This is a genomic window from Dermabacter sp. (assembly GCF_032550575.1).
GTDB classification, from domain to species: domain Bacteria; phylum Actinomycetota; class Actinomycetes; order Actinomycetales; family Dermabacteraceae; genus Dermabacter; species Dermabacter hominis.
The window spans coordinates 40,207-66,101 of record NZ_JAWFZC010000002.1; the positions used below are offsets into that span (position 1 = coordinate 40,207).

Annotated in this window: 25 protein-coding genes; 6 read left to right on the forward strand and 19 right to left on the reverse strand. The window is 63.2% G+C overall.

The features are described 5' to 3' along the window. Positions 1–62 precede the first annotated feature (62 nt). Positions 63–974, forward strand: a complete 912-nt coding sequence (locus E6X30_RS03400; RefSeq protein ID WP_316335739.1) for an A/G-specific adenine glycosylase — start codon at positions 63–65, stop codon at positions 972–974. A 27-nt stretch (positions 975–1,001) separates the two neighbouring features. Here the strand turns inward: E6X30_RS03400 and E6X30_RS03405 are convergent, their stop codons facing one another. Then, positions 1,002–1,625: a VTT domain-containing protein gene (locus E6X30_RS03405; RefSeq protein ID WP_316335740.1), complete on the reverse strand. Its 624-nt coding sequence runs from the start codon at positions 1,623–1,625 to the stop codon at positions 1,002–1,004. A gap of 21 nt (positions 1,626–1,646) precedes the next feature. Then, a complete protein-coding gene (locus E6X30_RS03410) occupies positions 1,647–4,157 on the reverse strand; it encodes an ATP-dependent Clp protease ATP-binding subunit (protein ID WP_316335741.1) in 2,511 nt (836 codons plus the stop codon). Positions 4,158–4,366: 209 nt separating this feature from the next. Here E6X30_RS03410 and mqo point away from each other — a divergent pair, with 209 nt between their 5' ends. After that, on the forward strand, positions 4,367–5,857 hold the full coding sequence (gene mqo / locus E6X30_RS03415; RefSeq protein WP_070435342.1) for a malate dehydrogenase (quinone): 1,491 nt from the start codon (positions 4,367–4,369) through the stop codon (positions 5,855–5,857). A gap of 10 nt (positions 5,858–5,867) precedes the next feature. Then, on the forward strand, positions 5,868–6,782 hold the full coding sequence (locus E6X30_RS03420; protein WP_070435341.1) for an aldose 1-epimerase family protein: 915 nt from the start codon (positions 5,868–5,870) through the stop codon (positions 6,780–6,782). Between the two features lie 74 nt (positions 6,783–6,856). Here E6X30_RS03420 and E6X30_RS03425 read toward each other — a convergent pair whose 3' ends face one another. From E6X30_RS03425 to E6X30_RS03490, 14 genes are all read right to left on the reverse strand, one after another. Then, positions 6,857–7,183: an Lsr2 family protein gene (locus tag E6X30_RS03425; RefSeq protein ID WP_016664336.1), complete on the reverse strand. Its 327-nt coding sequence runs from the start codon at positions 7,181–7,183 to the stop codon at positions 6,857–6,859. Between the two features lie 131 nt (positions 7,184–7,314). Continuing rightward, on the reverse strand, positions 7,315–7,548 hold the full coding sequence (locus tag E6X30_RS03430) for a hypothetical protein (protein WP_070435339.1): 234 nt from the start codon (positions 7,546–7,548) through the stop codon (positions 7,315–7,317). Then, positions 7,535–8,413: a pantoate--beta-alanine ligase gene (panC, locus tag E6X30_RS03435; protein WP_070435338.1), complete on the reverse strand. Its 879-nt coding sequence runs from the start codon at positions 8,411–8,413 to the stop codon at positions 7,535–7,537. The genes E6X30_RS03430 and panC overlap by 14 nt, the downstream gene beginning before the upstream one ends. After that, positions 8,410–9,303: a Rossmann-like and DUF2520 domain-containing protein gene (locus tag E6X30_RS03440; protein WP_256365770.1), complete on the reverse strand. Its 894-nt coding sequence runs from the start codon at positions 9,301–9,303 to the stop codon at positions 8,410–8,412. Before E6X30_RS03440 ends, panC begins: the two co-directional genes overlap by 4 nt. Beyond that, positions 9,300–10,922 (reverse strand): PH domain-containing protein, encoded by a 1,623-nt coding sequence (locus E6X30_RS03445; protein ID WP_316335742.1) that lies wholly within the window; start codon positions 10,920–10,922, stop codon positions 9,300–9,302. The genes E6X30_RS03440 and E6X30_RS03445 overlap by 4 nt, the downstream gene beginning before the upstream one ends. Then, positions 10,919–11,479, reverse strand: coding sequence for a PH domain-containing protein (locus E6X30_RS03450; RefSeq protein WP_084813940.1), 561 nt, complete (start codon positions 11,477–11,479; stop codon positions 10,919–10,921). Before E6X30_RS03450 ends, E6X30_RS03445 begins: the two co-directional genes overlap by 4 nt. A 33-nt stretch (positions 11,480–11,512) precedes the next feature. After that, positions 11,513–12,028 carry a DUF3180 domain-containing protein gene (locus E6X30_RS03455; RefSeq protein WP_040386516.1) on the reverse strand — a complete coding sequence of 172 codons (516 nt, stop codon included), beginning with the start codon at positions 12,026–12,028 and terminating at the stop codon, positions 11,513–11,515. Then, positions 12,025–12,954, reverse strand: a complete 930-nt coding sequence (gene folK, locus E6X30_RS03460; RefSeq protein WP_316335743.1) for a 2-amino-4-hydroxy-6-hydroxymethyldihydropteridine diphosphokinase — start codon at positions 12,952–12,954, stop codon at positions 12,025–12,027. Before folK ends, E6X30_RS03455 begins: the two co-directional genes overlap by 4 nt. Next, the gene (gene folP, locus E6X30_RS03465; protein WP_070459709.1) at positions 12,951–13,901 is read right to left on the reverse strand and encodes a dihydropteroate synthase; all 951 of its coding nucleotides are present in this window, start codon (positions 13,899–13,901) and stop codon (positions 12,951–12,953) included. Before folP ends, folK begins: the two co-directional genes overlap by 4 nt. A 40-nt stretch (positions 13,902–13,941) precedes the next feature. Next, positions 13,942–14,544: a GTP cyclohydrolase I FolE gene (gene folE, locus E6X30_RS03470; RefSeq protein ID WP_034374759.1), complete on the reverse strand. Its 603-nt coding sequence runs from the start codon at positions 14,542–14,544 to the stop codon at positions 13,942–13,944. A gap of 27 nt (positions 14,545–14,571) precedes the next feature. Beyond that, positions 14,572–16,605 (reverse strand): ATP-dependent zinc metalloprotease FtsH, encoded by a 2,034-nt coding sequence (ftsH, locus tag E6X30_RS03475; protein WP_316335744.1) that lies wholly within the window; start codon positions 16,603–16,605, stop codon positions 14,572–14,574. 119 nt (positions 16,606–16,724) lie between these two features. After that, positions 16,725–17,270 (reverse strand): hypoxanthine phosphoribosyltransferase, encoded by a 546-nt coding sequence (gene hpt / locus E6X30_RS03480; protein ID WP_396334963.1) that lies wholly within the window; start codon positions 17,268–17,270, stop codon positions 16,725–16,727. A 43-nt stretch (positions 17,271–17,313) separates the two neighbouring features. After that, entirely contained in the window at positions 17,314–18,414 is a 1,101-nt protein-coding gene (gene tilS / locus E6X30_RS03485; protein ID WP_316335745.1) for a tRNA lysidine(34) synthetase TilS, read from the reverse strand. Next, complete coding sequence (locus E6X30_RS03490) at positions 18,411–19,913, reverse strand: D-alanyl-D-alanine carboxypeptidase/D-alanyl-D-alanine-endopeptidase (RefSeq protein ID WP_016664323.1); 1,503 nt, start codon at positions 19,911–19,913, stop codon at positions 18,411–18,413. Before E6X30_RS03490 ends, tilS begins: the two co-directional genes overlap by 4 nt. A 194-nt stretch (positions 19,914–20,107) precedes the next feature. On the opposite strand from E6X30_RS03490, the gene E6X30_RS03495 reads away from it, so the two are divergent. Beyond that, complete coding sequence (locus E6X30_RS03495) at positions 20,108–20,620, forward strand: inorganic diphosphatase (protein ID WP_016664322.1); 513 nt, start codon at positions 20,108–20,110, stop codon at positions 20,618–20,620. 74 nt (positions 20,621–20,694) lie between these two features. On the opposite strand, the gene E6X30_RS03500 is transcribed toward E6X30_RS03495, so the two are convergent. Continuing rightward, entirely contained in the window at positions 20,695–21,438 is a 744-nt protein-coding gene (locus E6X30_RS03500; protein ID WP_016664321.1) for a hypothetical protein, read from the reverse strand. A gap of 43 nt (positions 21,439–21,481) precedes the next feature. After that, entirely contained in the window at positions 21,482–22,189 is a 708-nt protein-coding gene (locus tag E6X30_RS03505) for a peptide deformylase (RefSeq protein WP_096883060.1), read from the reverse strand. Positions 22,190–22,480: 291 nt separating this feature from the next. On the opposite strand from E6X30_RS03505, the gene E6X30_RS03510 reads away from it, so the two are divergent. Both E6X30_RS03510 and E6X30_RS03515 read left to right on the forward strand, forming a co-directional pair. Beyond that, complete coding sequence (locus E6X30_RS03510) at positions 22,481–23,560, forward strand: ABC transporter ATP-binding protein (RefSeq protein ID WP_034372768.1); 1,080 nt, start codon at positions 22,481–22,483, stop codon at positions 23,558–23,560. Between the two features lie 99 nt (positions 23,561–23,659). After that, positions 23,660–24,913 carry a DUF4032 domain-containing protein gene (locus E6X30_RS03515; protein ID WP_016664318.1) on the forward strand — a complete coding sequence of 418 codons (1,254 nt, stop codon included), beginning with the start codon at positions 23,660–23,662 and terminating at the stop codon, positions 24,911–24,913. Positions 24,914–24,925: 12 nt separating this feature from the next. Here the strand turns inward: E6X30_RS03515 and rlmB are convergent, their stop codons facing one another. Beyond that, positions 24,926–25,888: a 23S rRNA (guanosine(2251)-2'-O)-methyltransferase RlmB gene (gene rlmB, locus E6X30_RS03520; RefSeq protein WP_316335746.1), complete on the reverse strand. Its 963-nt coding sequence runs from the start codon at positions 25,886–25,888 to the stop codon at positions 24,926–24,928. Positions 25,889–25,895: the final 7 nt, after the last annotated feature.

Sequence of the window (25,895 nt, forward strand, 5' to 3'; positions counted from 1 at the left end):
CGTCCCTGGTGTCGCGTGCGGGCCGTCGCCTATGAGCGTGATCCCCGGTAGCATGTGGCGCTATGTGCCCTCGCCCCGATCTCTACGATCCCCTCGCCACGTGGTTCGCGAGCCAACGCCGACCCCTCCCATGGCGCGAGGAAGGCACAAGTGCGTGGGGAGTCCTCGTCAGCGAAATCATGAGCCAACAGACCCCCGTTTCCCGCGTCGTGGAACCATGGCGCGCGTGGATGACGCGGTGGCCGACCCCGCGCTCACTCGCGCTCGCTGACTCGGCAGAGGTCCTGCGAGCATGGGGTTCCCTCGGTTACCCGCGCAGAGCTCTCCGGCTCCTCGAATGCGCCCGCACGATTGATCACGAGCACTCCGGGGAGCTTCCCGTGGGTGTCGATGCCCTCAGAGAACTTCCGGGTATTGGCGACTACACAGCGGCAGCGGTCGCGAATTTCGCGCAGGGGCAGAAGGCATGCGTTCTCGACACCAACATCAGACGCGTGCTCACGCGCGTCCTCGACGCAAAGCCCTCTCCTACCGCGCACGTCACGAAACGTGACCGCGCCCGGTTTGAAACGCTCGTGCCAGCGAGCGCCGAAAGCTCCCGAATCTGGAACGAGGGCATCATGGAACTCGGCGCGCTCGTATGCCGCGCCCGAAATCCTCGGTGCGAGGCCTGCCCACTCGCGGAGCAGTGCGCATGGCTCAAAGCAGGTCGGCCCGGGCTCGGCGAGCGCACGACGCGCCCGCAAGGCTACGAGGGAACCGATCGCCAAATTCGGGGCAGGATCCTCAAAACTCTGCGCGAAGGCGGGGAGGCCACCGTCGGATTTCTCGAGCGCGCAAGCGGGGCCGAACCGGAGCGCTTCACGCGGCTCCTCACGGACCTCCTCGCGGAGGGCTTCGTTTCACACACCGCGGGCGGGCTCATCACGCTTGGTGCAGGAACTCGTGCTGGAGGAACAGCCACGAACGCGTAAGAAGGCGCGCACGTGGGGGGCGGTGAGCTAAGCGCTTTCCGACGCTCGCTTCGCCTTGAGCGCGTGAAGTCTTCGCACGAGGCGCTCCACGAGGAGCGAAACAGCGAACGCCAACGCGAGGGCAGCGAGAATCCCGAGGATTGGGTGCGCCTCGAACCACTGGCCCGCAACCGCCCCCACGAGGCACGAATACACGGCCCACAGAAAGGTCGCGAGGAGAATTTTCGGAGTGAAAAGGGAACGCGGATACCGCACCCCACCCGCGACGAGGTTGACCGCCGTGCGCCCGAGCGGAATGAAACGGGCCGTCATGAGATACGTGAAAGCGTGCTTCTCAAGGCCACGTTCGGCGGCTTCAATCGCACGGTGGCCGCGGCGCCCCTCATTGAAGAAGGCGAGCTTGCGCCACGGGAGAACGCGACCGATCTGATACGTCACGTGGTCACCAATTGCGGCTCCGCCCCAACCGGAGAGGATGAGCAGGAGCAGCGAAGGCTTGCCCGACGTCGCCCACAGGGATCCAAGCGCAACAAGCAAAGATTCGCTCGGAACCGTGGGAAAGAACGCGTCCACGAGGGAGAAGGCAGCGACCACGAGGTGGATCCACCACGCTTCTCCCGCGTGGACGACTATCTCTTCGACAACGTGCATGTCGCAGCTAACGCCACGGTTTTATCCGGCGATGTCCTCAACCGAGATGTCCTCGGAAATCGGCTCGAGCGAGCCGTCTTCCTTCTTCGTGGCAAAGGTGAAGACCCCGAGCGGGCCCTCGCCCTCGGCGTCGATCACGATCTCGTCGCCGTCCTTCACCTGACCGAACAGGATCTTCTCACTGAGCGAATCCTCGATGTCGCGCTGAATGGCGCGGCGAAGCGGGCGAGCGCCGAGAACCGGGTCGTAGCCCTTCTCCGCCAGAAGCGTGCGAGCCTCAGGCGTGAGCGTGATCGACATACCGCGCTCCGAAAGGCGAGCGTCGAGGCGGCCAACCATGAGGTCGACAATCTGCTTGATCTCTTCGCGCGAGAGCTGCGGGAACACAACGATGTCGTCAACGCGGTTAAGGAACTCGGGGCGGAAGTGCTGCTTGAGCTCCTCATTGACCTTTGCCTTCATACGCTCATAGCTCGTCGAGAGGTCGCCGCCGGCCTGGAAGCCAATCGAGACGCCCTTCGCGATGTCGCGCGTGCCGAGGTTGGTCGTCATAATGATGACCGTGTTCTTGAAGTCCACGACGCGCCCCTGTGAGTCGGTCAGGCGGCCGTCCTCAAGGATCTGCAAGAGCGAGTTGAAGATATCGACGTGTGCCTTTTCGATTTCGTCGAACAGCACGACGGAGAACGGCTTGCGACGTACTTTCTCGGTGAGCTGGCCGCCCTCGTCGTAACCCACGTAGCCGGGGGGCGAGCCGAACAGGCGCGAGGCCGTGTGCTTCTCGCCGAATTCCGACATATCGAGCGTGATGAGCGCGTCCTCGTCACCGAACAGGAACTCGGCGAGTGCCTTCGCGAGCTCGGTCTTGCCAACGCCAGTGGGGCCAGCGAAGATGAACGATCCGCCCGGACGCTTCGGATCCTTGAGGCCCGCTCGGGTCCTGCGGATCGACTGCGAAAGAGCCTTGATCGCTTCGTTCTGGCCAACGACTCGCTTGTGGAGCTCGTTTTCCATATTGAGCAGGCGCGTGGACTCGGCCTCGTTGAGCTTGACGATCGGGATGCCAGTCGCAGCAGCGAGCACCTCGGCGATCACGTCATCGTTCACGACGCTGATCGAATCGGATTCGCCGTTGCGCCACGCGTCTTCCTTGGCCTTGCGCTCGGCCGTGAGCTTCTGCTCGTCATCACGGAGACTCGCGGCCTTTTCGAAGTCCTGCGCATCAATTGCGGATTCCTTCGCACGCTTCGCTTCCTCGATCTTCTGATCGTATTCCTTGAGCTCGGGCGGGGCCGAGAGCCGGCGAATGCGCAAGCGCGCACCAGCCTCGTCGATCAGGTCGATGGCCTTATCCGGAAGGAAGCGATCATTCACGTAGCGCGCCGCGAGCTGAGCCGCCGCATCGAGTGCATCGTCCGTGATCGTCACCTTGTGGAAGGACTCGTAGCGATCACGAAGGCCCCGCAGAATGTCGATCGTCTCCTCGACACTCGGCTCCTCGACCTGGATCGGTTGGAAGCGGCGCTCAAGCGCGGCATCCTTTTCGATGTGCTTGCGGTATTCCTCAAGCGTGGTGGCGCCGATGGTCTGGAGCTCACCGCGGGCAAGCATCGGCTTGAGGATGTTCGCCGCATCAATCGCGCCTTCGGCTGCGCCGGCACCCACGAGCGTGTGAATCTCGTCGATGAACAGCACGATGTCGCCGCGAGTCTTAATTTCCTTGAGCACCTTCTTCAGGCGTTCCTCGAAATCGCCCCTGTAGCGCGAGCCCGCCACGAGCGAACCAAGATCCAGCGTGTACAGCTGCTTGTCCTTGAGCGTTTCGGGGACGTCACCCGCGACGATCGATTGGGCGAGCCCCTCGACGACGGCGCTCTTGCCGACGCCCGGTTCGCCGATCAGAACGGGGTTGTTCTTCGTGCGGCGGCTGAGCACCTGCATGACGCGTTCGGCTTCGCGCTCGCGGCCGATGACGGGGTCGAGCTCCTGGTCGCGAGCTGCCTGCGTGAGGTTGCGCCCGAACTGGTCGAGCACGAGGGAGCCCGACGGTGTCCCCTCTTGGTTGCCGCCACCGGCGTTCACGGTTTCCTTGCCCTGGTAGCCGGAGAGGCGCTCGATGACCTCCTGGCGCACGGCAGCGGGCTGGGCGTCCATGCGCGTGAGGACCTTGACGGCCACGCCATCGCCCTCGCGCAGAAGGCCGAGGAGGATGTGCTCGGTGCCGATGTAGCCGTGGCCGAGCTGAAGCGCCTCGCGAAGGCTCAGCTCGAGGACCTTCTTGGCGCGGGGCGTGAACGGGATGTGCCCCGTGGGGGCCTGGGTGCCCTCAGTGATGATTTCACGCACCTGTTCGCGCACGCCCTCGAGTGTGATTCCGAGTGATTCGAGGGCCTTGGCTCCCACGCCCTCACCCTCGTGGATGAGGCCCAGGAGGATGTGCTCGGTGCCGATGTAGTTGTGGTTGAGAAGACGCGCCTCATCCTGCGCGAGCACAATGACTCGGCGGGCGCGATCGGTAAACCTCTCGAACATGAATCTCCCTTGGTGTTTCGGCGTTGCCTACGAGCCTACTGCCTGCCTACTTTCGAGGGGCGGTTGTTCGCCAGCGGCGTGAAAGGCTCGCGCACAAGCGCCTAGGATTGAATGACGAGTCATCGCCGGTGCCGCATTCACAGCTGAGACGCGGCCGGCGAGCCGTACGTACGGTGCCCGCCTCACACATCGAAGGAGCAACGCCACTTATGAGCCACTTCGCGACTGTTTCGCGCGATCAGGCGTCCCTCACCGTCGAGCGCGCCGATGCGGTGCTCGTCGGCGCGGGCATCGCGTCGGCGACGCTCGCAATGCTCCTAAGCGAGCTTGAACCGTCGTGGACGATTGTCGTGCTAGAGCGACTTGACGGGGCGGCGCTCGAGTCCTCGCACGCGTGGAACAACGCGGGCACCGGCCACAGCGCACTGTGCGAGCTCAACTACACGCCCGTGGATGCGCACGGCCGTATCGCGATTGAGAAAGCGGTCGCGATCAACGAGAAATTTCAGATCTCGAGGTCGTGGTGGGCCCATCTCGTCGACGCCGGCCACCTCGAGGCTCCGCACGAGTTCATCCGAACCGTCCCCCACATGAGCCTCGTCCTCGGGCAGGAGAATCGACGGTTTCTCAAGGCCCGGCACGAAGCCCTTGCCGCGCATCCGCTCTTTGCCTCGCTCGACTACTCCGAAGACCCAGCTACGCTCGCTGAGTGGGCTCCGCTCGTCATGGAGGGCCGATCCACGCGCGAGACTCTCACGGCGACCCGCTCCCTTGCGGGGACCGACGTCGACTTTGGTGAGCTCACCCGTTCTCTCCTCGCCGCAGCCGAAAGCGTTCACACCAGCGTTCACTACGGCGCCGATGTCGTGGATCTGCGGCGCATGGGGCGCGAGTGGGGCGTCATGGCCCGCACGAGCAGCGGCACGCACGTCGTTCGAGCCCCATTCGTTTTCGTGGGCGCAGGCGGCGCGGCGCTCCCCCTCCTCCAACGCTCCGGTATCGATGAGATTCGCGGCTACGGCGGTTTTCCCATCTCGGGGCAGTGGCTGCGGTGCACGAATCCCGAGCTCGCCGCGCGACACGAGGCGAAGGTGTATGGGAAGGCAGCCGTCGGAGCGCCCCCGATGAGCGTTCCCCATCTTGATACGCGCATCATCAATGGGACTCGCGAGCTCATGTTCGGCCCCTACGCCGGCTGGAGTCCCAAGTTCCTCAAGTCTGGATCCGTCACGGATCTATTCCGTTCCGTTCGCCCCTCGAACGCTCTTCCCATGGCATCCGTGGCCCCAGGAAACCTTGACCTCTTGGCGTACCTCATGAGCCAGCTCACGCAGAGCTTCGAGGATCGCCTTTCAGCTCTGAAGGAATACTTGCCGCGCGCCGAAGCTCAGGATTGGGAGCTGCTCACCGCAGGTCAGCGCGTGCAGGTGATCGCGCCCACATCGCGCACGCGTGGAACGCTGCAATTCGGCACCGAGCTCATCACGTCGGCCGATGGCACCATGAGCGGACTTCTTGGCGCCTCCCCCGGTGCCTCGACCGCTACCTCCATCATGCTCGGCCTGCTTACACGCGCTTTCCCCGAGCACAGCAGCGCGTGGGCACCGCGGCTGAGGGTGATGTTCCCCGACGGCGAGAGCCCGCGTGACAATCTCGACCGCACGAGCCGCATTCTTGGCCTCACGCAACCACCTCGATGAAAGGACACTCATGAGCATCACCAATTCCCCTTTCAGGGGCACGATCATTACCCTCGCAAACGGTGACGCACGTGCAGAGCTCACGAGCGTCGGTGCCTCCCTGAATCGCTTCAGCATCAACGGCCGGGAGTTTCTCGTGCCGAGCCCCCTCGACGAGGTGCAATTCGGCTATCGCGGCGGAATCATCGCGCCGTGGCCAAACCGCATCGGCGACGGCGTCTATACGTATGACGGATTTGAATACGAACTTCCGCTTAACGAACACGAAAGGCGAAACGCGCTTCACGGGCTCGTATGCTGGAGCGATTTCTCCGTAGAAAACCGCACGGAAAACTCGGTCGAATTCGCACACCGTATCGTCCCCGTGCCCGGGTATCCCTTCCCGCTCGAGATTCGCGTACGCTACGCACTTCACGACCGCTCAATCGCGACTGCAGTAACGGCAACCAATCTCGGTGAGCGCACCGCCCCGTACGGCGTGTGCCCGCATCCCTATGTTGTGCCGGGGCCCGAAGACATGGCCGAATGGAGCACGCTCGTGCCAGCCTCCCACGTTCTCGAAGTCGACGACCGCCTCCTTCCCGTCGCCCTTTCTCCCGTCGAGAACCACCCCGACCTCGACCTCGACGGCACCCCCATCGGCGAGCGCACCATCGATCACGCCTACACGGGCTTTTCTGAAGGACGCATTAGCGTGCGCAGCGCGAGCGGCGAAGTGTGGGTCCAGTTCGATCCGAAGGAACTCCCCTGGACGCAAATCCACACGGCCGACCACCCTGACCCGAGCAAGAATCGCGCCGGCCTCGCCGTCGAACCCATGACGTGCCCTCCCGATGCTTTCCGCTCAGGCACGAACCTTGTACATCTTGCCCCCGGGGCCTCACACACTGCGTCGTGGACCATCGGCGGCACCGCACTCGATTAGTCGCTACTCAAGGCAGAGAAAAAGCGCCGCCCCGAAGTAATTCCCGGCGCGGCGCTTTTTAGGTGCGGGAGCGCTCAGCCTTCGTGAGCGGCGTAGTAAGCCTCGCGAACCTCAGCGGCGATGCGGCCGCGATCCGAAACGTTGTAGTTGTTCTCGAGCGCCCACTTGCGGATCTTCGCGGTTTCCTTCGCGCTGCTAGGCGTGCGCGAGCTGCGACGCGCACGACCACCCACGCGGCGGGCGGCGACGATCCACTTGGTCATGTCTGCGTGAAGTTCCTCGACGTGAGCGTTCGAGAGGTCGATCTCGTAGTCGACACCTTCGAGGGAGAATGAGACGGTGAGATCCGCCTTAGAGCCGTCAAGATCATCGACGAGTTCGGTAAAAGTCTTGGTTGCCATCGAGGCCATCCTCTTGAAGTTTTAGAACATTGGTCGACCGATTCAGCGGCAAAGCGCGTCAACGGTTAAAAGCAGGATAATCGCTCACAACAAAGGTGGCAACCACTTTAGCGCGATTAGAAAGCGCGATTTTATTTCAACGTCGTTGCGTCTTTACGTTTTTCCGCGTTGGCGGTTTGCCCCGTTCTTACAAAGCGCGACGCCTCGGGATGAGCGGCAATGTACTCGCGCTCGGCTTGCCTTTCTGCCTCACGCTGATGCTTATCAGCGCGTACAATCGAGCGCAGAACGAGCCAGAAAAGGAGTCCAATCCCGATCGATGGCACGAGTGCTCCAAGCTCGAATGCCCAATCAATATTTCCCACTGTGCGCCTCCTTCGATGTTTGCTGTGCCTCGGCAGGAGCAAGGTTCACGAGTGCATTGTCGATCAGACGTACACCCTCCACCCTCGCGGCGAGCACGACGAGCGCCTCGCCTACGAAAGCCTGGTCAATCTCCTCGAAAGTCGCCGGGTTCACCGCGAGCCGGTAATCCCACGTCACTCGCGAGGATTCCTCATGCGTGCGAAGAAGCGCGAGAAGCTCAGCCGCCGTCGGGCACTCAAGCGCCTGAGAAAGGAGACCCGAAAGCGCGAGGGCATCCGCCCGTCCGCTTTCACTCAAATAGCTATTGCGCGAGCTGCGTGCGAGACCCGATTCTTCGCGCACGATCGGCACCCCTACAATTTCGATGCCCAGATTAAAGTCGTGGACGAGCCGACGGATTACCGCGAGCTGTTGCGCGTCCTTTTGGCCAAAGATCGCGACATGAGGCTGGGCAAGAAGGAAAAGCTTAAGTACGACGGTCGCCACGCCATTAAAGTGGCCGGGGCGAATCTCGCCCTCGAGCATGCGCCCAATCGGCCCCACATCAACCTGGAACGGTTCCGGGTACGGGTACATGTCGCTAGCCTCGGGGGCGAACATCGCATCGGCGAGCGTGCCGACGAGTTCGAGGTCTGCTTCGAGCGTACGCGGGTAGCGCTCATAGTCCTCGCCGGGGCCGAACTGAAGAGGGTTCACGAAGTTCGACACGATCACGTGGTCGGCGCGCGAGCGTGCCTCGCGAATGAGACTGAGGTGTCCCTCGTGGAGCGCCCCCATCGTGGGTACGAGCGCGACGCTCCCCTTGCCCTTGATGCCAGCCCGGTATGCCTGCAGTTCCTTAACTGTGCGGATGAGCGTGGTCATGTCTCCTGCCTCGTCTCGTTATCGCGTGCAAGAAGCAATTCTAATGCCGCTCTATCCGCATCACCGATCGGCGCGATGTCGAGCGCGGCACGCGCGAGGGCCCGGTACGTGGGCAGGGTGGAGCCTAGGTCCAGCTCAGTAAGTGCTGCGAGGTGGTTTCCGACGGTTCCCGCATCACCGCGCTGCACAGGCCCCGTGAGCGCTCCCGGCCCACGACGAAGCACCTCCTCGAGACTCGCCTGGAGAAGGGGACTCACGAGCTGGGAAGGGTCTTCGACGCCGATCGAATCGAGGATCGCAAGCACCTGACTCACGAGCACGACGAGGTGATTCGAGCCGTGCGCGAGTGCCGCGTGGTAGGCCGTGCGATCACCCTCCGCGATATCGACGCTTATGCCGTCAAGTTCAAGCACAAGCGCTTTCGCAATTGGCGCGAACATCGGCCGGGCCGTAATCGCCCACGGGCAGCCCACGAGCCTGCCAAGATCAAGCGAGGTTCCCGTGAACGTCATCGCCGGATGGAGCGCGAGCGTGATCGCCCCCGCCTCCTCGAGCGGCCGAAGCACGTCAATCCCGTAGCGGCCGGAGGTATGCGCGATGATCTGCGCTCCCGGAACAACCCCGCGCTGCGCGAGGCTCGCCGCGAGGGGCGCAAGCTCGTCATCGGGAACGGCGAGCAGCACGAGTTCACTGCGCTCGACAATCTCTTCGGGACTGAGGATGGGGGCGCCGGGCAGCAGAACATCGGCGCGCTCTCGGGAAGCGTCGGACTTCGCCGCCACCCCCGTGATCTGGTGTCCCGCTGCACGAAGCGCGTTCCCGAGCACCGCACCCACGCGCCCCGCGGAAACGATGCCGACGCCCATGCGTGCAGGCTCCGCAGGGCTCACGCCGTTCCGCCCAACAATCGCGGCTGAAGCCAGCTTTCACGCGCGCTAAAGCGGCGTGACAGTCCTGCGTCCGCGCCGAGGGTCGCGCACAGAGCTGCCGCATCAGCAACGGGGATATCGTGAATCTCGAAAGACCCGCCCGCATAGGCGATTGACAGATCAGCGCAGCCTATGCGCCGAGAGATTGGTCCTTGCGAAAGTTCAACCCCCTGGATGCGGTCGCGAGGGATCACGGCGACGGTGCGAGTAAGCCACCCCTTGCGCCCAAGAAGCGCGTGACGGGTGAGCGCGTACACGTGGGTGCGCCGGCTGATCGGGTTCGACCAGTGGAAGGGCCGCGCGCCGGGCAGCTGCGATTGCGGCGCCGCGAGAAAACCCTGGAGCAGGGCCGTGTCGCTCGTGCCCAGCACAGCGGGGCTCGGCGCCTCAGCCCCGTCATGCATCGCGGGGTGCACGATGAGATCGCCCGTCGGCGGCATGAGATGCGAGAGCGTCGCTTCGAGTTCGGAGGCGGTTCCCACGGGAAGAATACGACCGGAGCCTTCCGTCACGGACTCGAGTTCCTCCATGCCCGCGGTTTTCGCGGTCACGTCGCACCAACCGCGTGAACGCCACAGGAGCGGCTGCGAAATCTCTACCTCTTGAAGCTTCGAGGCTGTGAGGTTATCGCTGCGCGAGTTCAAAAGTCCTCGCCGCGCACGCAGACCCGTCTCGGTCGCGCGTGAGGTGAAGCCCCAGCCGGAGTCGACGCGCGAGAAAATCATGCGCGGGCCCGCCAGAAGAGCGGGAACAAGCGCAAAGAGCGACGCTGCCGAAAATGTGAACTCGCCACTCGCGAATGATGTGACGAGCCAGATGGCCGTCATGATGATCGTGAAGACCATGCCGATCATGAGTCCAACGTCAAGCACGAGCGAGTGCAGGATCCGCGAGGTGGGGATCCGCGCCAGCAGTTCGCCGTCGGAATCCGAGTCATAGGCAATAGACTCGGCGCGTTCTACGATGCTCGGTGCGCCTTCGTCCACTTCGCCTGGCACCGCGTTTTCGGAAGCCTCAGGCGCGGTCTCACCGGGTGCGGGGTTCGCCGCCACACGCCCATGAGGCGGCACATCCCCGCGGGCGAGCTCGAGTATCGTCGAGTGAATTTCTTCGGCCTTCGCCCTGCCAAGGTACTGAAGGTCCACGTGGGACTCGCCCGCGCCTGCAAGCTCGATGCGCACCTTGGAGAGCCCCACAAGCCGCGCCATGAAAGGCCGTTCAACAGATACCGAGTCGATGCGCTCACGCGGGGCAATTCTGCGTTTCGTGCTCAAGAATCTTTCACGCACGAAAACGCCGTGTTCCGTCACCGCATACGTCGTGATCCACCACGGGAGCGCGCCGGTAACAATCGCCACGAGGATGATGCCAAGGGCGCCGAGCCCGATGAACAGAAAATTATCGGTGCTCACGACCCCGTGTTTCACGAGGTCTTCGATGACCTCGTAGTTTTGAAAACCGACGATCGCCACGATCGCCGTGACGAATTTCCAGCCCATGACGAGCGGCGTGAGAGGGTGGAATCTCGAATAAGCCGACTCGTGCGGTTCGGTTTCGAGTGTCCCGGATTGCTCGGTCATAGCGCCGCCATCTTTTCGTGGGCTTCGCGGGTCACGAGATCGCGTATCCGCTCGGCCTCTGTGCGTTCTAGCCCCGGGATCGAAACGTCGGAGAGCGAACCCCCTGCGGTGTCGAGCGAAATCGTCGAAAGCCCAAACGCGCGCTCGATCGGGCCCTCGTTGATGTTAATGTTCTGAATGCGCCCGTAGGGAACGATTGTCACGTAGCGAAAAAGAATTCCTTGGCGGAACACAATGTCGTTCTCACGCGTGAGATAACCAAGTGCGCGGGCACGCCGAGGAGTGAAAAGAATCGATTGTGCAACGAGGACATAGACGGGAATCGCGCACAGGTGGACCCACCACGGCCACGAAAATACGGCCGTGACAACGTGAAGCGCGATGCACGCGAGAAGAAATATCGTCCACCACGCGAGGTTGCCGAGAAAGCGCGCCTTCACGAGCTTCGGCGACACGCGCGCCGTACGCGGATCGGTCGCGGAAAAGGGCTCGTCGAGCATCCTGCGCTCGATGTCGGCCGCCTCGAGGGTCGGCATCGGGACTACTGAGTTACTCATGAGAATCTTTCTAACACAGCGACTGCGGGGGCTTCAAAGGGAGCCTGCGCTCTCACCCGCGCGCCCCACAGATCCGGAGTCAGTAGGCGGCAGAGTCCCCCACCGTTCTACGATAAGCCCGATCACCGCGAGGATGAGCGCGCAGAGCGCGTCGAATCCGAGTGGAAGAATCGCGCCGGAAAGCGTCCCGCCCCCGGATGTCGCGAGAAACGCGCACATACCCGCGTAAAAGCCTGCACCAATTGCTCCCGTATAGGCCGCGGCACGCGCGGCGATGAGAATTCGGTAGGCAACAACCATGTCAAGCTGGTGCTTGCGCGGCGTGAGCGGGTGAGTTCGCGCTCGCTCACGGGATTCGTCGAGATATCTCTTCACGCGGAGCCCAAGGGCAAGAACGACGGCGGAAAGAACCAGGAACACAATTCCCGGCATGATGCCGGCAACGGGGACCGGGGCACCTCGTGAGGCGAACGCGAGAGACAGCCCGTGGCCCGCAAGGCCTGCCACGAGGGCAATTCCTACAAGTCGGAGCGCAGGAGTTTTTGTCATCTCACACCCTTGCGTGGGCGAGCCTCGCTTGCGAAACCTGCAACGCGGGGACCGGGGCGCAGCCCCGCACGGTCAGGGGCGACCTTCACGAGGTCCGACGCTTGCCGGCCATCGGGGAAGCTCCACTCGGGGTTGATGTCAAGCATCGGCGCGAGAACAAAGGCGCGTTCGTGAGCTCGCGGATGCGGAAGCGTGAGTCGCTCATCGTCGCACGTGAGCTGTCCCCAGGAAATGAGGTCGAGGTCGAGGGTGCGCGGCCCCCACCGAAGGGTGCGGGTGCGCCTTGCAGCATTCTCGATCTCATGGAGTGAGTCGAGAAGCTGCCACGGGCTGAGCGACGTCTCAAGGAGCGCGGCGGCGTTGAGGTACACGTCCTGATCAATATCGCTGACGGGATCGGTTTCAAAAACGCGGCTCGCGGCGATGAGACGGGTCTCGGGGATCCGCGCAAGTGCCGCGAGAGCACCGGCGAGGAAGTCCTCGCTATCGCCAAGATTTGAGCCAAGCGCGATGAAAGCCCTCACGGGTGCCGCGCGCCTCGTGAGACGAACGCGTGCGTCGGTGAAGGGCTGCGGAATCGGCGCGGTGGGCTTGTGGACGTTCACGCTCACTTCGCGCACGAGGACATGCCGCTCAAGTACGCACTGAGCGATGCGCTCGGCGAGAGTTTCGATCAGGTCGACGCTTCGCCCCGCAACGACTTCCTCGACGATGGCCGCGGCGTCCGCGTAGCTCACGCTGCGCTCGAGCGCGTCATCCCGCCCCGCCGAGCGCGTGTCCACGCGCATATCGACATCAACGAGAAAGTCGTGTCCCTGCGCTTTTTCACTCTCGAAAACGCCGTGCTTACCGTGCACGCGCACGCCGTCGACAGCGACGTGGGATAGCGGAGCGGGTACAGAAAAGGCAATATCATTCCACGTCATGCTCGAGCACCGCTTTCATAGTTGCGGTCCGCGACGCTTGCGCCGAGCCCCATATCGCGCCCATCAGGACCTGCCATTAGTCGCTGCATGACGCGGATGTTCGCGACGCTCGAGGCGACGTCGTGGACGCGCACCGCCCACGAGCGGCGAAGCTGCGCGAGGCCGCTCAACGCCGCCGTGCCGGCGTCCCGATCAACATCGAGAGCGCTCACGAAGCGCTTGCGGCTCACCCCGATGAGGAGTGGGAGCTCGAGCGCCTCGACGTCACCGATCTGGTCATAGAGATCCCAGTTGTCCTCGCCGGTCTTGGAAAACCCGAAGCCGGGATCGGCGACGATACTGTCACGGGCAATGCCCGCGCTCACCGCCTTGTCGATTTGCTCGCCTAATTCACGCGCGACATCTGTGCCGATGGCCTCGTAGCCCGTGCGTGACATTGCCTCCTCAGAGTGGCCGCGCCAATGCATCGCGATATAGACGGGGGCGGTACCGAGATGGGTGGTGAGGCCGGCGACCGTGGAGAACATGGCGGGATCAGCGAGTCCAGCCGACACGTCGTTGACGATGAGCGCACCGGCGTCGACCGCGGCACGCGCGACCGAAGCACGCATCGTATCGATGCTCACGCACATGCCGCGCTGTGCAAGGGCCTCAACAACGCGCACCGTGCGGCGAAGCTCCTCTTCTTCACTCACGCGGATTCCGCCCGGACGCGTCGATTCACCCCCGACATCGATGATGTCGGCGCCCTCGCTCACCAGGCGCTCGGCATGTGCGATCGCATCCTCGTGCTCGTTGTGCCGGCCACCGTCGGAAAACGAATCCGGGGTCACGTTCAGCACCCCCATGACGAGCGTCCGCTCGCACGTGAGCGAAGAGGGCAGGCCCTCCACACGCCGCCACGCGGGGGCGCTAGAGAAGTCCAGAACCGATCGCGTCGCGCTCATGAGATGACCTTTCTCGCCTCGGTGGGCGGTGTCGCATATTTCAGTGGTGCAGGCCCGTGAGAATGAGGCTCATCGCCTCCGAACGCGTGGCCGCGTTCGATTGCAGGGAGCCGCGCACGGCACTCGTCACGGTCTCCGCATTCGGAGACTTCACGCCACGCATCGCCATGCACAGGTGCTCGGCCTGAAGAACGACAATCGTGCCGTGTGCCTGGAGCTCCTCGTGGATCGCATCGGCGATCTGGCTGGTGAGCCGCTCCTGCACCTGGGGCCGCGCCGCGTACCCTTCGACGAGCCTTGCGAACTTGGACAGCCCCGCAACAGTTCCATCCTTGCCAGGAACGTACCCCACGTGGGCGCGGCCGAAGAACGGCACGAGGTGGTGCTCGCACATGGAGTAGAAGCGAATATCGCGGACAAGAACGAGCTCGCGGTGCTCGACCTCAAACTTCGTCTGCATGTGGACGCGGGGATCCTCGTGGAGGCCGCGAAAAACCTCCGCGTACATACGGGCGACGCGACTAGGCGTATCCACAAGTCCGTCGCGGCTTGGGTCCTCGCCAATCGCCTCGAGGATCTCACGCACGGCGCGTTCGATTCGCGCGTGGTCGACGCTACCCACCGCGTTGTGACTCTCGCTCATCATCTCTACTTTCATTCCCCGGGCGCGCTACTCGGCACCGGGGATGTGCGGTGAACCATCGCCCGGCTGCGGTAGCTCGGGAGGGGTGCCGCCAAGTTCCTCACCGGCCTCGTGGTTCTCGGTCCCGTCAGGAATGGTGCTGCCGATCGTGCCGGGACGGTCGCTACCCGCGAGCGGTTCGTTGAACACGGGGCGGTCCTCGCTCGACTGCCACACCTCGCGCGGCGGGCGCTTGTTGACGTCCTTGAAGATTTCAGCGAGCTCCTTCTCGCCGAGGGTCTCCTTCTCGAGGAGTTCCTCGACGAGATGATCGAGTACAGGACGGTTGGTCTTGATAACGCTCCACGCTTCATCGAGGGCGTTATCGAGAAGGCGGCGCACCTCCTCATCGATGAGACGCGCGGTGTCCTCGCTGTAGCCGGGCCCCTGGCCTTGCTGCATGCCGACGAAAACCTCGTCCTGGCCTTTGCCGAGGGCGACCTGCCCCACGGTGGCGCTCATGCCAAGCTCGGTGACCATGGCTCGAGCGATGCTCGTGGCGTTCTTAAGGTCGGAGCTCGGTCCGGTCGTCACGTCGTGGAAGATGCCCTCTTCGACCGCGTAGCCACCCATCGCGTAGGCGAGGCGGTCGAGTAGCTCGTTGCGGCTTTGATAGTTGCGGTCGGCCGTCGGCACCACCATCGTGTAGCCGCCCGCGCGACCGCGCGGCAGGATCGTCACCTTCGTGACGGGTGCCGAGTTGTTGAGTGCCGCGGCGACGAGTGCGTGCCCGCCCTCGTGGTAGGCCGTCATCTGGCGCTCGCGCTCGGTCATGACTTTCGAGTAGCGCTGCGGGCCCATCGATACTCGGTCGATCGCCTCGTCGAGTGCACGCATGTCGATGATCTGATTGCCCGAACGAGCCGTGAGAAGCGCAGCCTCATTGAGAACGTTGGCGAGATCGGCACCGCTCATGCCGATCGAACGGCGCGCGATGTTATCAAGATCGACGTCGGCAGCGAGAGGCTTGCCTTTCGCGTGCACCTCGAGGATCTTACGGCGCCCCTTGAGGTCCGGAGTTTCCACCGCAATCTGGCGGTCGAAACGACCCGGGCGAAGTAGCGCCGGATCGAGGATGTCGACGCGGTTGGTCGCGGCGATCAGGATGACGTTTTGATGCTCCTCGAAACCGTCCATCTCGACGAGCATCTGGTTGAGGGTCTGCTCGCGCTCGTCGTGGCCGCCGCCCATGCCGGCTCCGCGGTGGCGCCCCACGGCGTCGATCTCGTCGATGAAGATGATCGCCGGCGCGTTTTCCTTCGCCGTATTGAACAAATCGCGCACGCGGCTCGCACCAACGCCCACGAACATCTCCACGAAGTCGGAGCCCGAAATGGAGTAGAACGGGACCCCTGCCTCACCGGCAACGGCCTTCGCGAGGAGGGTCTTACCTGTGCCCGGAGGGCCGTAGAGGAGGACGCCCTTCGGAATCTTCGCGCCTACGGCGTGATAGCGCTCGGGGCTCACGAGGAACTGCTTAATCTCATCGAGTTCCTCGACCGCTTCGTCAGCACCCGCAACATCCGCGAACGTCACTTTCGGCATGTCCTTGTTGAAGAGCTTCGCCTTCGACTTGCCGAACTGCATGGCGCGCCCGCCACCCTGGGCATTCATCATCCAGAACCAGAAGAGGCCAAGGATCACGAGGAGCGGGAAGAAGGTGAGCAGAAGCTGGCTCCACCACGACGGTGTTGCGATCTTATCCGTGTAGCCCTTCGCCGGCTTCGCGTCACTCACGGCCTTGACGACGTCATCGCCGCGGTCGGTGACGTACGAAAACGCTACCCGCTTCCCTTTATCCTCAAAGTCTTTCGTCAACACGAGGTTGACTCGCTGTTGATTGCCGTCGATGATCTCGGCTTGCTCAACGGTGTTGCCTTTGAGGAGCTCAAGCCCCTGCTCTGTGTCGATGTCCTGGAAACCGCCGCGTCCAAAAAAGTTCAGCGCGAGAAGAACGATCGCGAGAGTCGCGAGGCTCCACAGCCACAGATTACGGGCGGGGGATTTCTTTTTTTCTGCCATGTGAGGTGCTAATTCTTACGTTCTCTTAAGGGCGGAGCAAACGCCCCGCGCGCGTATGGTGAATGAGCGCGAATCTACCCCGAATCGCTGGACAGGGGCTGTCAGAGGCCCCAATGTTCTCAATCGGCGTAGACGCTTGGCTTGAGAATCCCAATGTAGGGAAGGTTGCGGTACTTCTCGGCATAGTCGAGGCCGTAACCGATCACGAACTCGTTCGGGATGTCGAAACCCACGTATTTCACGTCGATATCGACCTTGACCGCCTCCGGCTTGCGCAGGAGGGTGCAGATTTCGACGCTCTTTGGCCCGCGCGAGCGGAGGTTGGTGCGAAGCCAGCTCAGGGTCAGGCCGGAGTCGATGATGTCCTCGACGATGAGCACATGGCGATCGGTGATATCAGCGCTCAGGTCCTTGAGAATACGCACGACACCCGAAGATTTCGTGCCGCTGCCGTAAGAACTCACGGCCATCCAATCCATGTCCACGTCAAGCGTGATGGCGCGCGCGAGATCCGCCACGACCATGACTGCACCCTTGAGCACGCCAACGAGAATCGGGGCCGCATCTTTGTAGTCGCGATCAATCTCTGCGGCGAGTTCGCTGATCCGCTCGCGGATCGCCTGCTCGTCGAGCAGGATGCGCTCGACGTCCTCATCCATGGTCATGGGGGTCCTTCCCGGTGCGTCGCGTTATCGAGGTCACGGGGCCTCAGCCTGATGTATCGCGCACGCGACTGTCTCGGGCCCGGAAAACGATGAGCCCTTCGTCGCGTACCGCTTCGATCTTACCCGGAAGGGGGATGGGGCCCTGGCCTCGATAGGCGGAAACGAGGGAGTCAACGTGAAGGATCTGACGCCGAAGGAGCGACTTCCCGGAACTCGAGCCCGAAAGCGCGCTCGCGTGGGCGATTGCGCGCTTCAGCACGCGCGTGCGCAGCGCTCGGTCAAGCGGGGCTAGGGAGTAGGCGTCAAGCGCGAGTAGCCCGGGGGTGGCACTCGGGGGGTTCCGACGCAGGCCCGCATAGGCCTCTTCCGCTTCTTTGTCGAGGTAGTCGGCATCGTCTCGCAGGAGGTCGGCGGTCCGCACGAGGTTCGCGGCCACGTGCTCGCCGAGAACGTCGGCGAGCATCGGCAAGGCGCGTGTGCGGGCCGCAACCCGCAAGTATTTCTCGTCGTCGTTCATGGGATCGTCCCAAACGTCGAGATCGAGGGCGTCGCACACGGCCCGGGTGTCGCGCCGCCACAGCCCCGTCTTCTCGTCCCTTCCCGTCCCGAGGAAAGGGCGAAGGAGTGCTCCCCGCTGGCGGGGAATCCCCGCGAGGGAGCGCGCCCCCGCTCCGCGTGCGAGCCCGAGCAGCACCTGCTCAGCTTGATCGTCGAGGGTGTGCCCGAGGAGAAGTCCGAGCGCGTGGCGCTCCTCGAGGGCTGCCTCGAAGGCTTCGTGGCGGGCGACCCTCGCCGCGTTCTCAAGCCCGCCTTCTCCGGCGGTATCGACGTGGATCCGGCGAATGTGGCAGCGTGCAAGCCCGAGCCGCTCGCACTGGAGCGCCGCCCGCTCAGACACCGAGGCGGAGTGCTCTGATAGGCCGTGGTCGATGAGCACAGCTTCGACTTCGAGTCCGAGCCGTGACGCGACCCACTGGGTCGTCGCGGCGAGGGCAAGCGAATCTGCGCCGCCGCTCACCCCCACGAGAACGCGCGGTAGAAGGCCCGCCCCGTCGGAGCGGTCGGCGCATTCCTCGAGCCGGGAGGCGAGGGCGGCTTTCACCGCTACGCGAGCACGGGCAACTGGTTCGGGCGGGCCGCTCACTGCCCGTCCCCCTCGGGCGCTCCGCCGCCTTCAGCCGAAGCAGAGGAGTCATAGAGGCCGGCAGGCGTCGGACCTCCCGCGGCGACAATAGCGCTCGCCACATAGTCCACGACTGCTCGCGCTTCCCCGTACCCTGCCGAGGTTGAATCGTAGGCGAAAATCGCGTAGCCAACCACACGGCCGTCAGCCAGCACCATCGTGCCTGCAAGGGTCGAGGTCCCCGAGAGGGTGCCCGTCTTCCCGCGCACGATTCCGCGCGCTTGCTCCGCACCATCTTCGCCAAAGCGTTTCGTGAGAGTCCCTGTAAGGCCACCGATTGGGACAAGCGCGAAAGTATCCTTGATCGCAGTGGGCGCCTCCCCCGACGCCCACGCCGTGAGCTGCGCAAGAAGCAACGGTGAGATTCGGTTGTCCTTCGAGAGGCCCGAATTATCAGCAATCACGAGCCCCTCGGTGGTGAAGCCGCCTTCCCGAGCGACCTCGTCGAGCTCGGCTTTGACCGCCTCTCGCGCCCCAGCAACCGTTCCGGGATGTCCCGTGTGCACCGCGGAAAGTCGCGCGAGCGTTTCTGCGAGCGAGTTATCGGAATACAGGAGCGTGTGCTCGATTAAGTCGCGTAGCGGCGCGGAGTGCACGGCACCGATCTCGCGCGCCCCCTCGGGAGCGGAAGCGCGAGTAGGCACCGCCTCTACCGTGATACCGCGCTCGTTCAAGAGCTGCGCGAATGCTTTCGCCGCTTCGAGGGATGGATCCTCGACTTTCGGGCCGTAGGGCGTGCCGTCGGCGCGGCCACCATCCACGCCGAGCGGGGTAATTGGAGCAACCCACCCACCGGCCGGGCCGTTATCGCCCCACGCCGGATTGACCGGATCGTTGCCGAACAGCGAGTCGTCGAAAACGAGCTGGACTTTAGTGCGCCCTTCCTCTTTGAGCTTTGCTGCGCTCTGATCGGCGAGCGAAGCAAGCGAGGCTCGTTCGACGCCCTCTTTTGTCTCCTTCGCTTGCACGGTGAGGAGGTTGTCGCCACCACCGACGAGCACGAGACGCTCTCCGTCGAGCACGGCTCGCGTCGTAAACGTTGTATCCGGACCAATAGCCTTCGCAGCGGCAAGCGCGGACAGAAGCTTCATGGTCGAGGCGGGGGTGAGCTGCACGCCTGATCCGTGCTCGGCGATGATGTCGCCGGTCGACGCGTCCACGACCGCATAAGAAACCTTGCCCGAGAACGCCTTGAGCCGTGGAAGGGCTGCTATCGCGGCGTTAATCTGATCTGCGCTCACGCTCGCTGCCGGCGATACTGCATCGTACGGACGCTCGTCATCCGTGCGCTCCCACGATTCACCTTCGGCAGGAACACCTTCGACCACGGCGTTCTTCTGCGTGCGCACGGTAAGCACGCCCGGAAAAGCATCGACGAGGTCGCCAAACGTATAAAAGGACAATGGCAGCGCGAGGGCGAGGGCAGCAGCGAGAACCTCCACTGCCTTCGAATTCGCCATTACTGCCCACTCCTTCTCGCCTCAGGAAAACGCGCCACGCGCCCTGCGTGTCTGTGACTTCGTGCAAAGTTTACGCGCGCATGAACCACTCGCGGCACAATCGAGCGCCTGCGAGCGCTGAACTTCGCTATTGTTACACGCAGAGGGCACGCCCCTCGGTCACATAGAACACCTTAGGCAATGGAGTCACACACGTGGAATTCGACGTCACGATCGAGATCCCGAAGGGGAATCGCAACAAATACGAGGTCGACCATCACAATGGTCGCATCCGGCTCGATCGCATGCTCTTTACAGCAACCCGATACCCCGATGATTACGGCTTCATTGAGGGCACGCTCGGTGAGGACGGCGACCCGCTCGACGTCCTCGTCCTTCTCGAAGAGGCGACGTTCCCCGGCTGCCTGATTCGCTGCCGCGCACTGGGAATGTTCCGCATGCGTGACGAGTCGGGCGGCGACGACAAGATCGTCGCGGTCCCCGTTGGCGACAAGCGCCAGATCCGTCGGCAGGAGCTCACCGACATTTCGGAGTTCCACCGACTCGAGATCCAGCACTTCTTCGAGGTCTACAAGGATCTTGAGCCCGGCAAGAGCGTGGAAGGTGCTCACTGGGAAGGCCGGGATGACGCGGAAGAGGAAATCCGCGCCTCCTACCGCCGCGCGAAGGGCACGGAACACGAAAACGAGTTCACCCAGGACATCTAGTCCGTATCCCCCAATAATGAGGGCGCTCCCGTCTTATCGGGAGCGCCCTCATTATTTCGAAAGCGACGTTTTCGCTAGTCGTCGAGACCTTCGGTCTTCTCGGCAAGCGTCGAAGGGACCGGATCATCCACGTGGCTAAAAACCTCTCGGGCGGCTTCGATCACTGTCTTGGTAAGTGCCTTGTTCCCGAGACCACCAATCACTGCACCGATACCAAACGGGATGAGGCGCCCGGCCCACAGCCCCGTGAAGCGACGCGTCACCGTACGCCGAATCCAGCGATTGACTTGCGTGTTCACCGCATCTGCGACAAATGGAGGTGCCATGCCATCGAGCACCGTCGACCACTGCAGGCCGCTCTTGCCGAGGGCCTTTGTGACGATCGCGGCGCCACGCTCACCGCCGAGAATGGCGAGAATAACCGTGCGGCGCACCGTCGGATCACTCATATCGACACCGTGCACGTGCGCGGTGCCGAGCGTCAAAAAGGCGCATGCCTCGGCAAAGGCGAAGCCCTCACCCGCGGTGAGGGCGACCGCTGTGGCGGTACCCACCGCGGGAAGTGCGGCTACGCCGCCAATACCGACGCCCGTGGCAACGGCCAGCTTCGTAAAGTGCCCCTCGAGCCGAGCGATGATCTGCTCATCGCTCCACGTGGGGTTCTTGCGGCGAAGAGAATCGACGTACTTGCGGGCGATCGGCCCCTGAAGCGCCAGAGCCTTATCGATCAGTTCGAACTGTTTGTCATCGATGAGCGATTCCTCGCCCTGCCCCTTCCCGCTCGATTTCTTAGACGTGCGCAGGTCCTTCGAGGCCATTGCTCTCCTTATCGTGGACGCTATCGGGCGCATCCGGGCGCTCTCACGCCCGCCTGCGGTGAAGATCAACGGCGCCGGGGTCAAGTTTGGCCACGTCACCGCGCAGACCAAGGTAGCGAACCGCGTCTGAAAGTTCGGTGTATCGATGCAGGTAGGAATCCTGCACAAACGAACGTTCAACACCGCGGTCGTGACACAAAATGCCATCGAGATGATCGCTCTCGTGCTGGAAAATCCGTGCGCGCCAGCCGGTCCAAACCTCGTCGAGCTCACGAACCTCACCGCCGGCGATGATCGCCGTGCCGCGCACGCGTACGCTCTTTGGACGCGGAACGAGTGAGCGCCAGCCCTCGACGCTGAGGCAACCCTCCCACCCGAACGTCACGGTGTCCTCACCATCAATCTCTTCGTAGCGCGGGTTGATCACTGCCATGAGGGGAAGATTGTCACGGTCGTAGAGCTCGTCGTCGGCGTCGCGTTCTTCGCCTTCCTCGCGCACGGCGTCCTCCATCACCACAAGCCTGAGGGGGACACCCACCTGCGGAGCCGCGACACCCACCCCCGGGGCTTCGTGCATCGTTACGACGAGCGCGTCGATGAACTGCGCAAGGAGCTCCGGATCAAGCGAGCCTGCGGCATCCTTTGACGTGGCGCGAAGTGCCGGATGCCCCGCCTGCACGATCCGGAGCGGAGCGTTTTCGCTCGGCCTCTTTGCAAGGGTTTTCTCAATCAGTTGCGCGAGGCTCGTCATGCCATCGCCGCCTTTCGTCGTCTATCGTCATCGCCTCGAAGGCCCGTGCCGCGCCTTGTCTTCCACGCTCTTGTCCGCAGCGAAAGCAGAAGGTACTCCGGGGGGCGGCAAGCGTCGGACTCTCCCGACAACACTACGGCCCCGCGCGTGCGGAAGGTCGGGAATACCCCTCGGCGCGTCCCGTATGGTCGGCGCCACAGTGAGGTATTGTTGTCCATACGTCAGCAAAGACCGCTGACTGTACTTCACAACGGATCGTCCGGCACGTACCTGCCGGTGAAGGGAATACCCATGGCAAAGGTTATTTACGACCACGCAAGCCGTATCTACCCGGGCAGCGATAAGCCCGCGGTTGACGACCTCAACATCGAGATCGAAGACGGCGAATTCCTCGTCCTCGTTGGCCCCTCGGGCTGCGGTAAGTCAACCTCGCTGCGCATGCTGGCCGGTCTCGAAGAGATCGATGCGGGCCGCATCTTCATCGGCGACCGCGACGTCACGAACGTGCCGCCCAAGGACCGCGACATCGCGATGGTCTTCCAGAACTACGCCCTTTACCCCCACATGTCGGTTGCCGACAACATGGGCTTCGCACTCAAGATCGCGGGCACGCCGAAGGATGAGATCCGCAAGCGCGTTGAAGAGGCCGCAAAGATCCTCGACCTCGAGCAGTACCTCGACCGTAAGCCCAAGGCTCTCTCGGGTGGTCAGCGCCAGCGTGTCGCCATGGGCCGCGCGATCGTGCGTTCGCCCCAGGTGTTCCTCATGGACGAGCCGCTCTCGAACCTCGACGCAAAGCTCCGTGTGTCGACCCGTACTCAGATCGCGTCGCTCCAGCGCCGCCTCGGTGTCACGACCGTTTACGTGACCCACGATCAGACCGAAGCTATGACGATGGGTGACCGCGTCGCCGTGCTCGCCGGTGGCGTGCTCCAGCAGATCGACTCGCCTCAGCGCATGTACGATCACCCGAACAACGTGTTCGTTGCAGGCTTCATTGGTTCGCCCGCCATGAACCTTATTGAGCAGCCCCTGACCGATCAGGGCGTTGCCTTCGGTGGTTCCGTGATCCCCGTGGATCGCTCGACCCTCTCGGAGTCGAATGAGAAGGCCGTCACCGTCGGTGTACGCCCCGAGGATCTCGAGCTCGCCGCGGACGGCCTCCCCGTCGAGGTCGACATGGTCGAGGTGCTCGGCGCTGACGCCTACGTGTACGGCCGCCTCGCTGGCGCGGGTGAAACGGATAAGCCGATCATCGCTCGCGTCGACGGCCGCCGCCCTCCGCAGAAGGGTGAAACCGTGCACTTCCAGCCGAAGGCTGACCACGTGCACCTGTTCGACCTGAAGTCGGGCAACCGTCTCGGCGACTAATCGCCTCACTCCTCAAACGAGGAAACATTCACAAAGAAGGCACGCGAATCGCGTGCCTTCTTTGCATACATCGCCCGACAGTAGGAGAGAATAGAAGGCATGGCACCCATCGAGATCTCCGCAGCGCGAGCGGACGAGGCGCTCCTCGATCTGCCGTGGAGCCTCCCCCTTGCCGACTGGCCCGATTCACTCCTCGCATCGCTTCCCCGCGGCATCTCGCGCCACGTCGTCCGTTTTGCCCGTGTGAGTGGGCGAGTTCTCGCTCTCAAGGAAATCAACGAAAACCTCGCGCGCGCCGAATTCACGACCTTGCGTCTGCTCGGAAAACTCGGAATCCCCGCCGTTGAACCGTTTGCCGTTGTGAGCGGGCGCGAATCGGCCGAGGACGGCCGCGACCTCGACGCCATCCTGATCACGAGGCACCTTCAGTACTCCCTCCCCTACCGGGCGGTGTTCTCCCAGCTCAACAGCGAAGACACGGCACGCAAGCTTCTTGACGCGCTTGCCGTGCTGCTCGTCCGCCTCCACCTCGTCGGCTTCTACTGGGGTGACGTCTCGCTTTCCAACACCCTCTTTAAGCGCGATGCGGGCGCGTTCGCCGCCTACATCGTTGACGTCGAAACGGGTCAACTCGAAAGCCAGCTGACGACAGGCCAGCGCGAATACGATCTCGACATTGCGCGCACCAATATCGTGGGCGAAATGCTCGATCTCCAGGCTGCAGAGCAGCTGCCTGACAACGTTGATCCCATTGCCATCGGTGATCTCCTACTCGAGCGGTACACCGAGCTGTGGGATGCGCTCACTGGCCGCGAAACATTCAGCGCGAATGAACGCTGGCGCGTGAGCGCCCGTATCGAGAAACTTAACGAGCTCGGTTTCGACGTCGACGAGCTCGACATGACAACCGATCTCGACGGCACGACCGTGTCGGTGCAGCCGAAAGTCGTGGATGCCGGGCACCACAGAAGGCGGCTGATGCGCCTTACGGGAATCGACGCTCAAGAAAACCAGGCGCGCCGGCTCCTCAACGACCTCGACCAGTACCGGGTTCTCACGAATCAGCAGGGTGAGGAAGAAGAGTTCGTCGCCCACGAGTGGCTTCAGGAACAGTATGAGCCGGTCGTGCGGGCGATCCCGCGCTCGATGCGCAAGAAGCTCCCGGCTCCCGAGTTCTACCACGAGCTTCTCGAGCACAAGTGGTTCATGTCGCAGCGCCTCGGCAAGGATGTGACGTGGGATAAGGCCGTCCAGGACTACATCCTGAACGTCCTTACCTATCGCCAAGACGAACGCGCCCTCATCACGTCGGAGACCTCGGCGATTCCGATCGTGACGGACACGGAGTTCTAGAACCCGCTGACGTTAGGCTCGGCCCGTGCGAGCGCGCGTGCCTGCAATCTCGTACAGCACGATCGAGGCGGCTACAGAAGCGTTGAGCGATTCGGTCGCGGCCGCCATCGGGATCGACACAATCGCATCGCATTTCTCGCGCGTGAGTCGTGAAATTCCCTTGCCTTCGGCACCGACGACGAGCATGATCGGGGACGTTGCGAGGTCCATATCCCGCGGCTCGAGTTCACCATCGGCATCGAGACCAACGACGAAGACACCCTGTTTCTTGAGCGAGTCGATCGCGCGGTTGAGGTTCGTCACCTGGGCGACCTTCACGCGCGTCGCGGCGCCCGCAGCAACCTTATAGACGCTCGCGGTCATGCTGACGCTTCGACGCTCGGGAATGATCACACCGTGGGCGCCGAACGCGCCCGCGCTACGGAGTATCGCCCCGAGATTGCGTGGATCGGTGATGCCATCAAGTGCGATGAGAAGCGGGGTATCGAAATCATTCGCGGCGATCTCGAGGAGATCCGCGGGATTCGCGTACTCGTAGGGCGGAAGGGTGAGAGCGACGCCCTGGTGAATAGCATCGTCGGTGAGTCGGTCGAGTTCGGCCCGTGTGGCTTCGTGCAGCTGAAGACCCTTTTGATGGGCAAGGCGCATGATCTCGCGTACGCGCTCGTCTGCATCAAGCCGGATGGCAAGAGTGAGCGAGAGAGCCTCCACGCCTTCTTGGAGCGCCTCGAGAACGGAGTTGCGTCCCGCGATCACCGTGGAGCGGTTTGCAGCGTCCTTAGGAGACTTGCGCGGTGGGCGGCGCTTGCCGGATTTGGCACCGGATTTTCCGACGGTGTCGTGCGTTCCCCTGTAGGCCTTGTGATGCGGGCGATCCTCCGCCTTCGGGGTGGGGCCGCGCCCTTCGAGGCGGCGGCGGCGCACGCCGCCGGATCCGACCTTCGGGCCCTTGCGGGAGCTCTTGTGTCCTGCCATGGTCTCT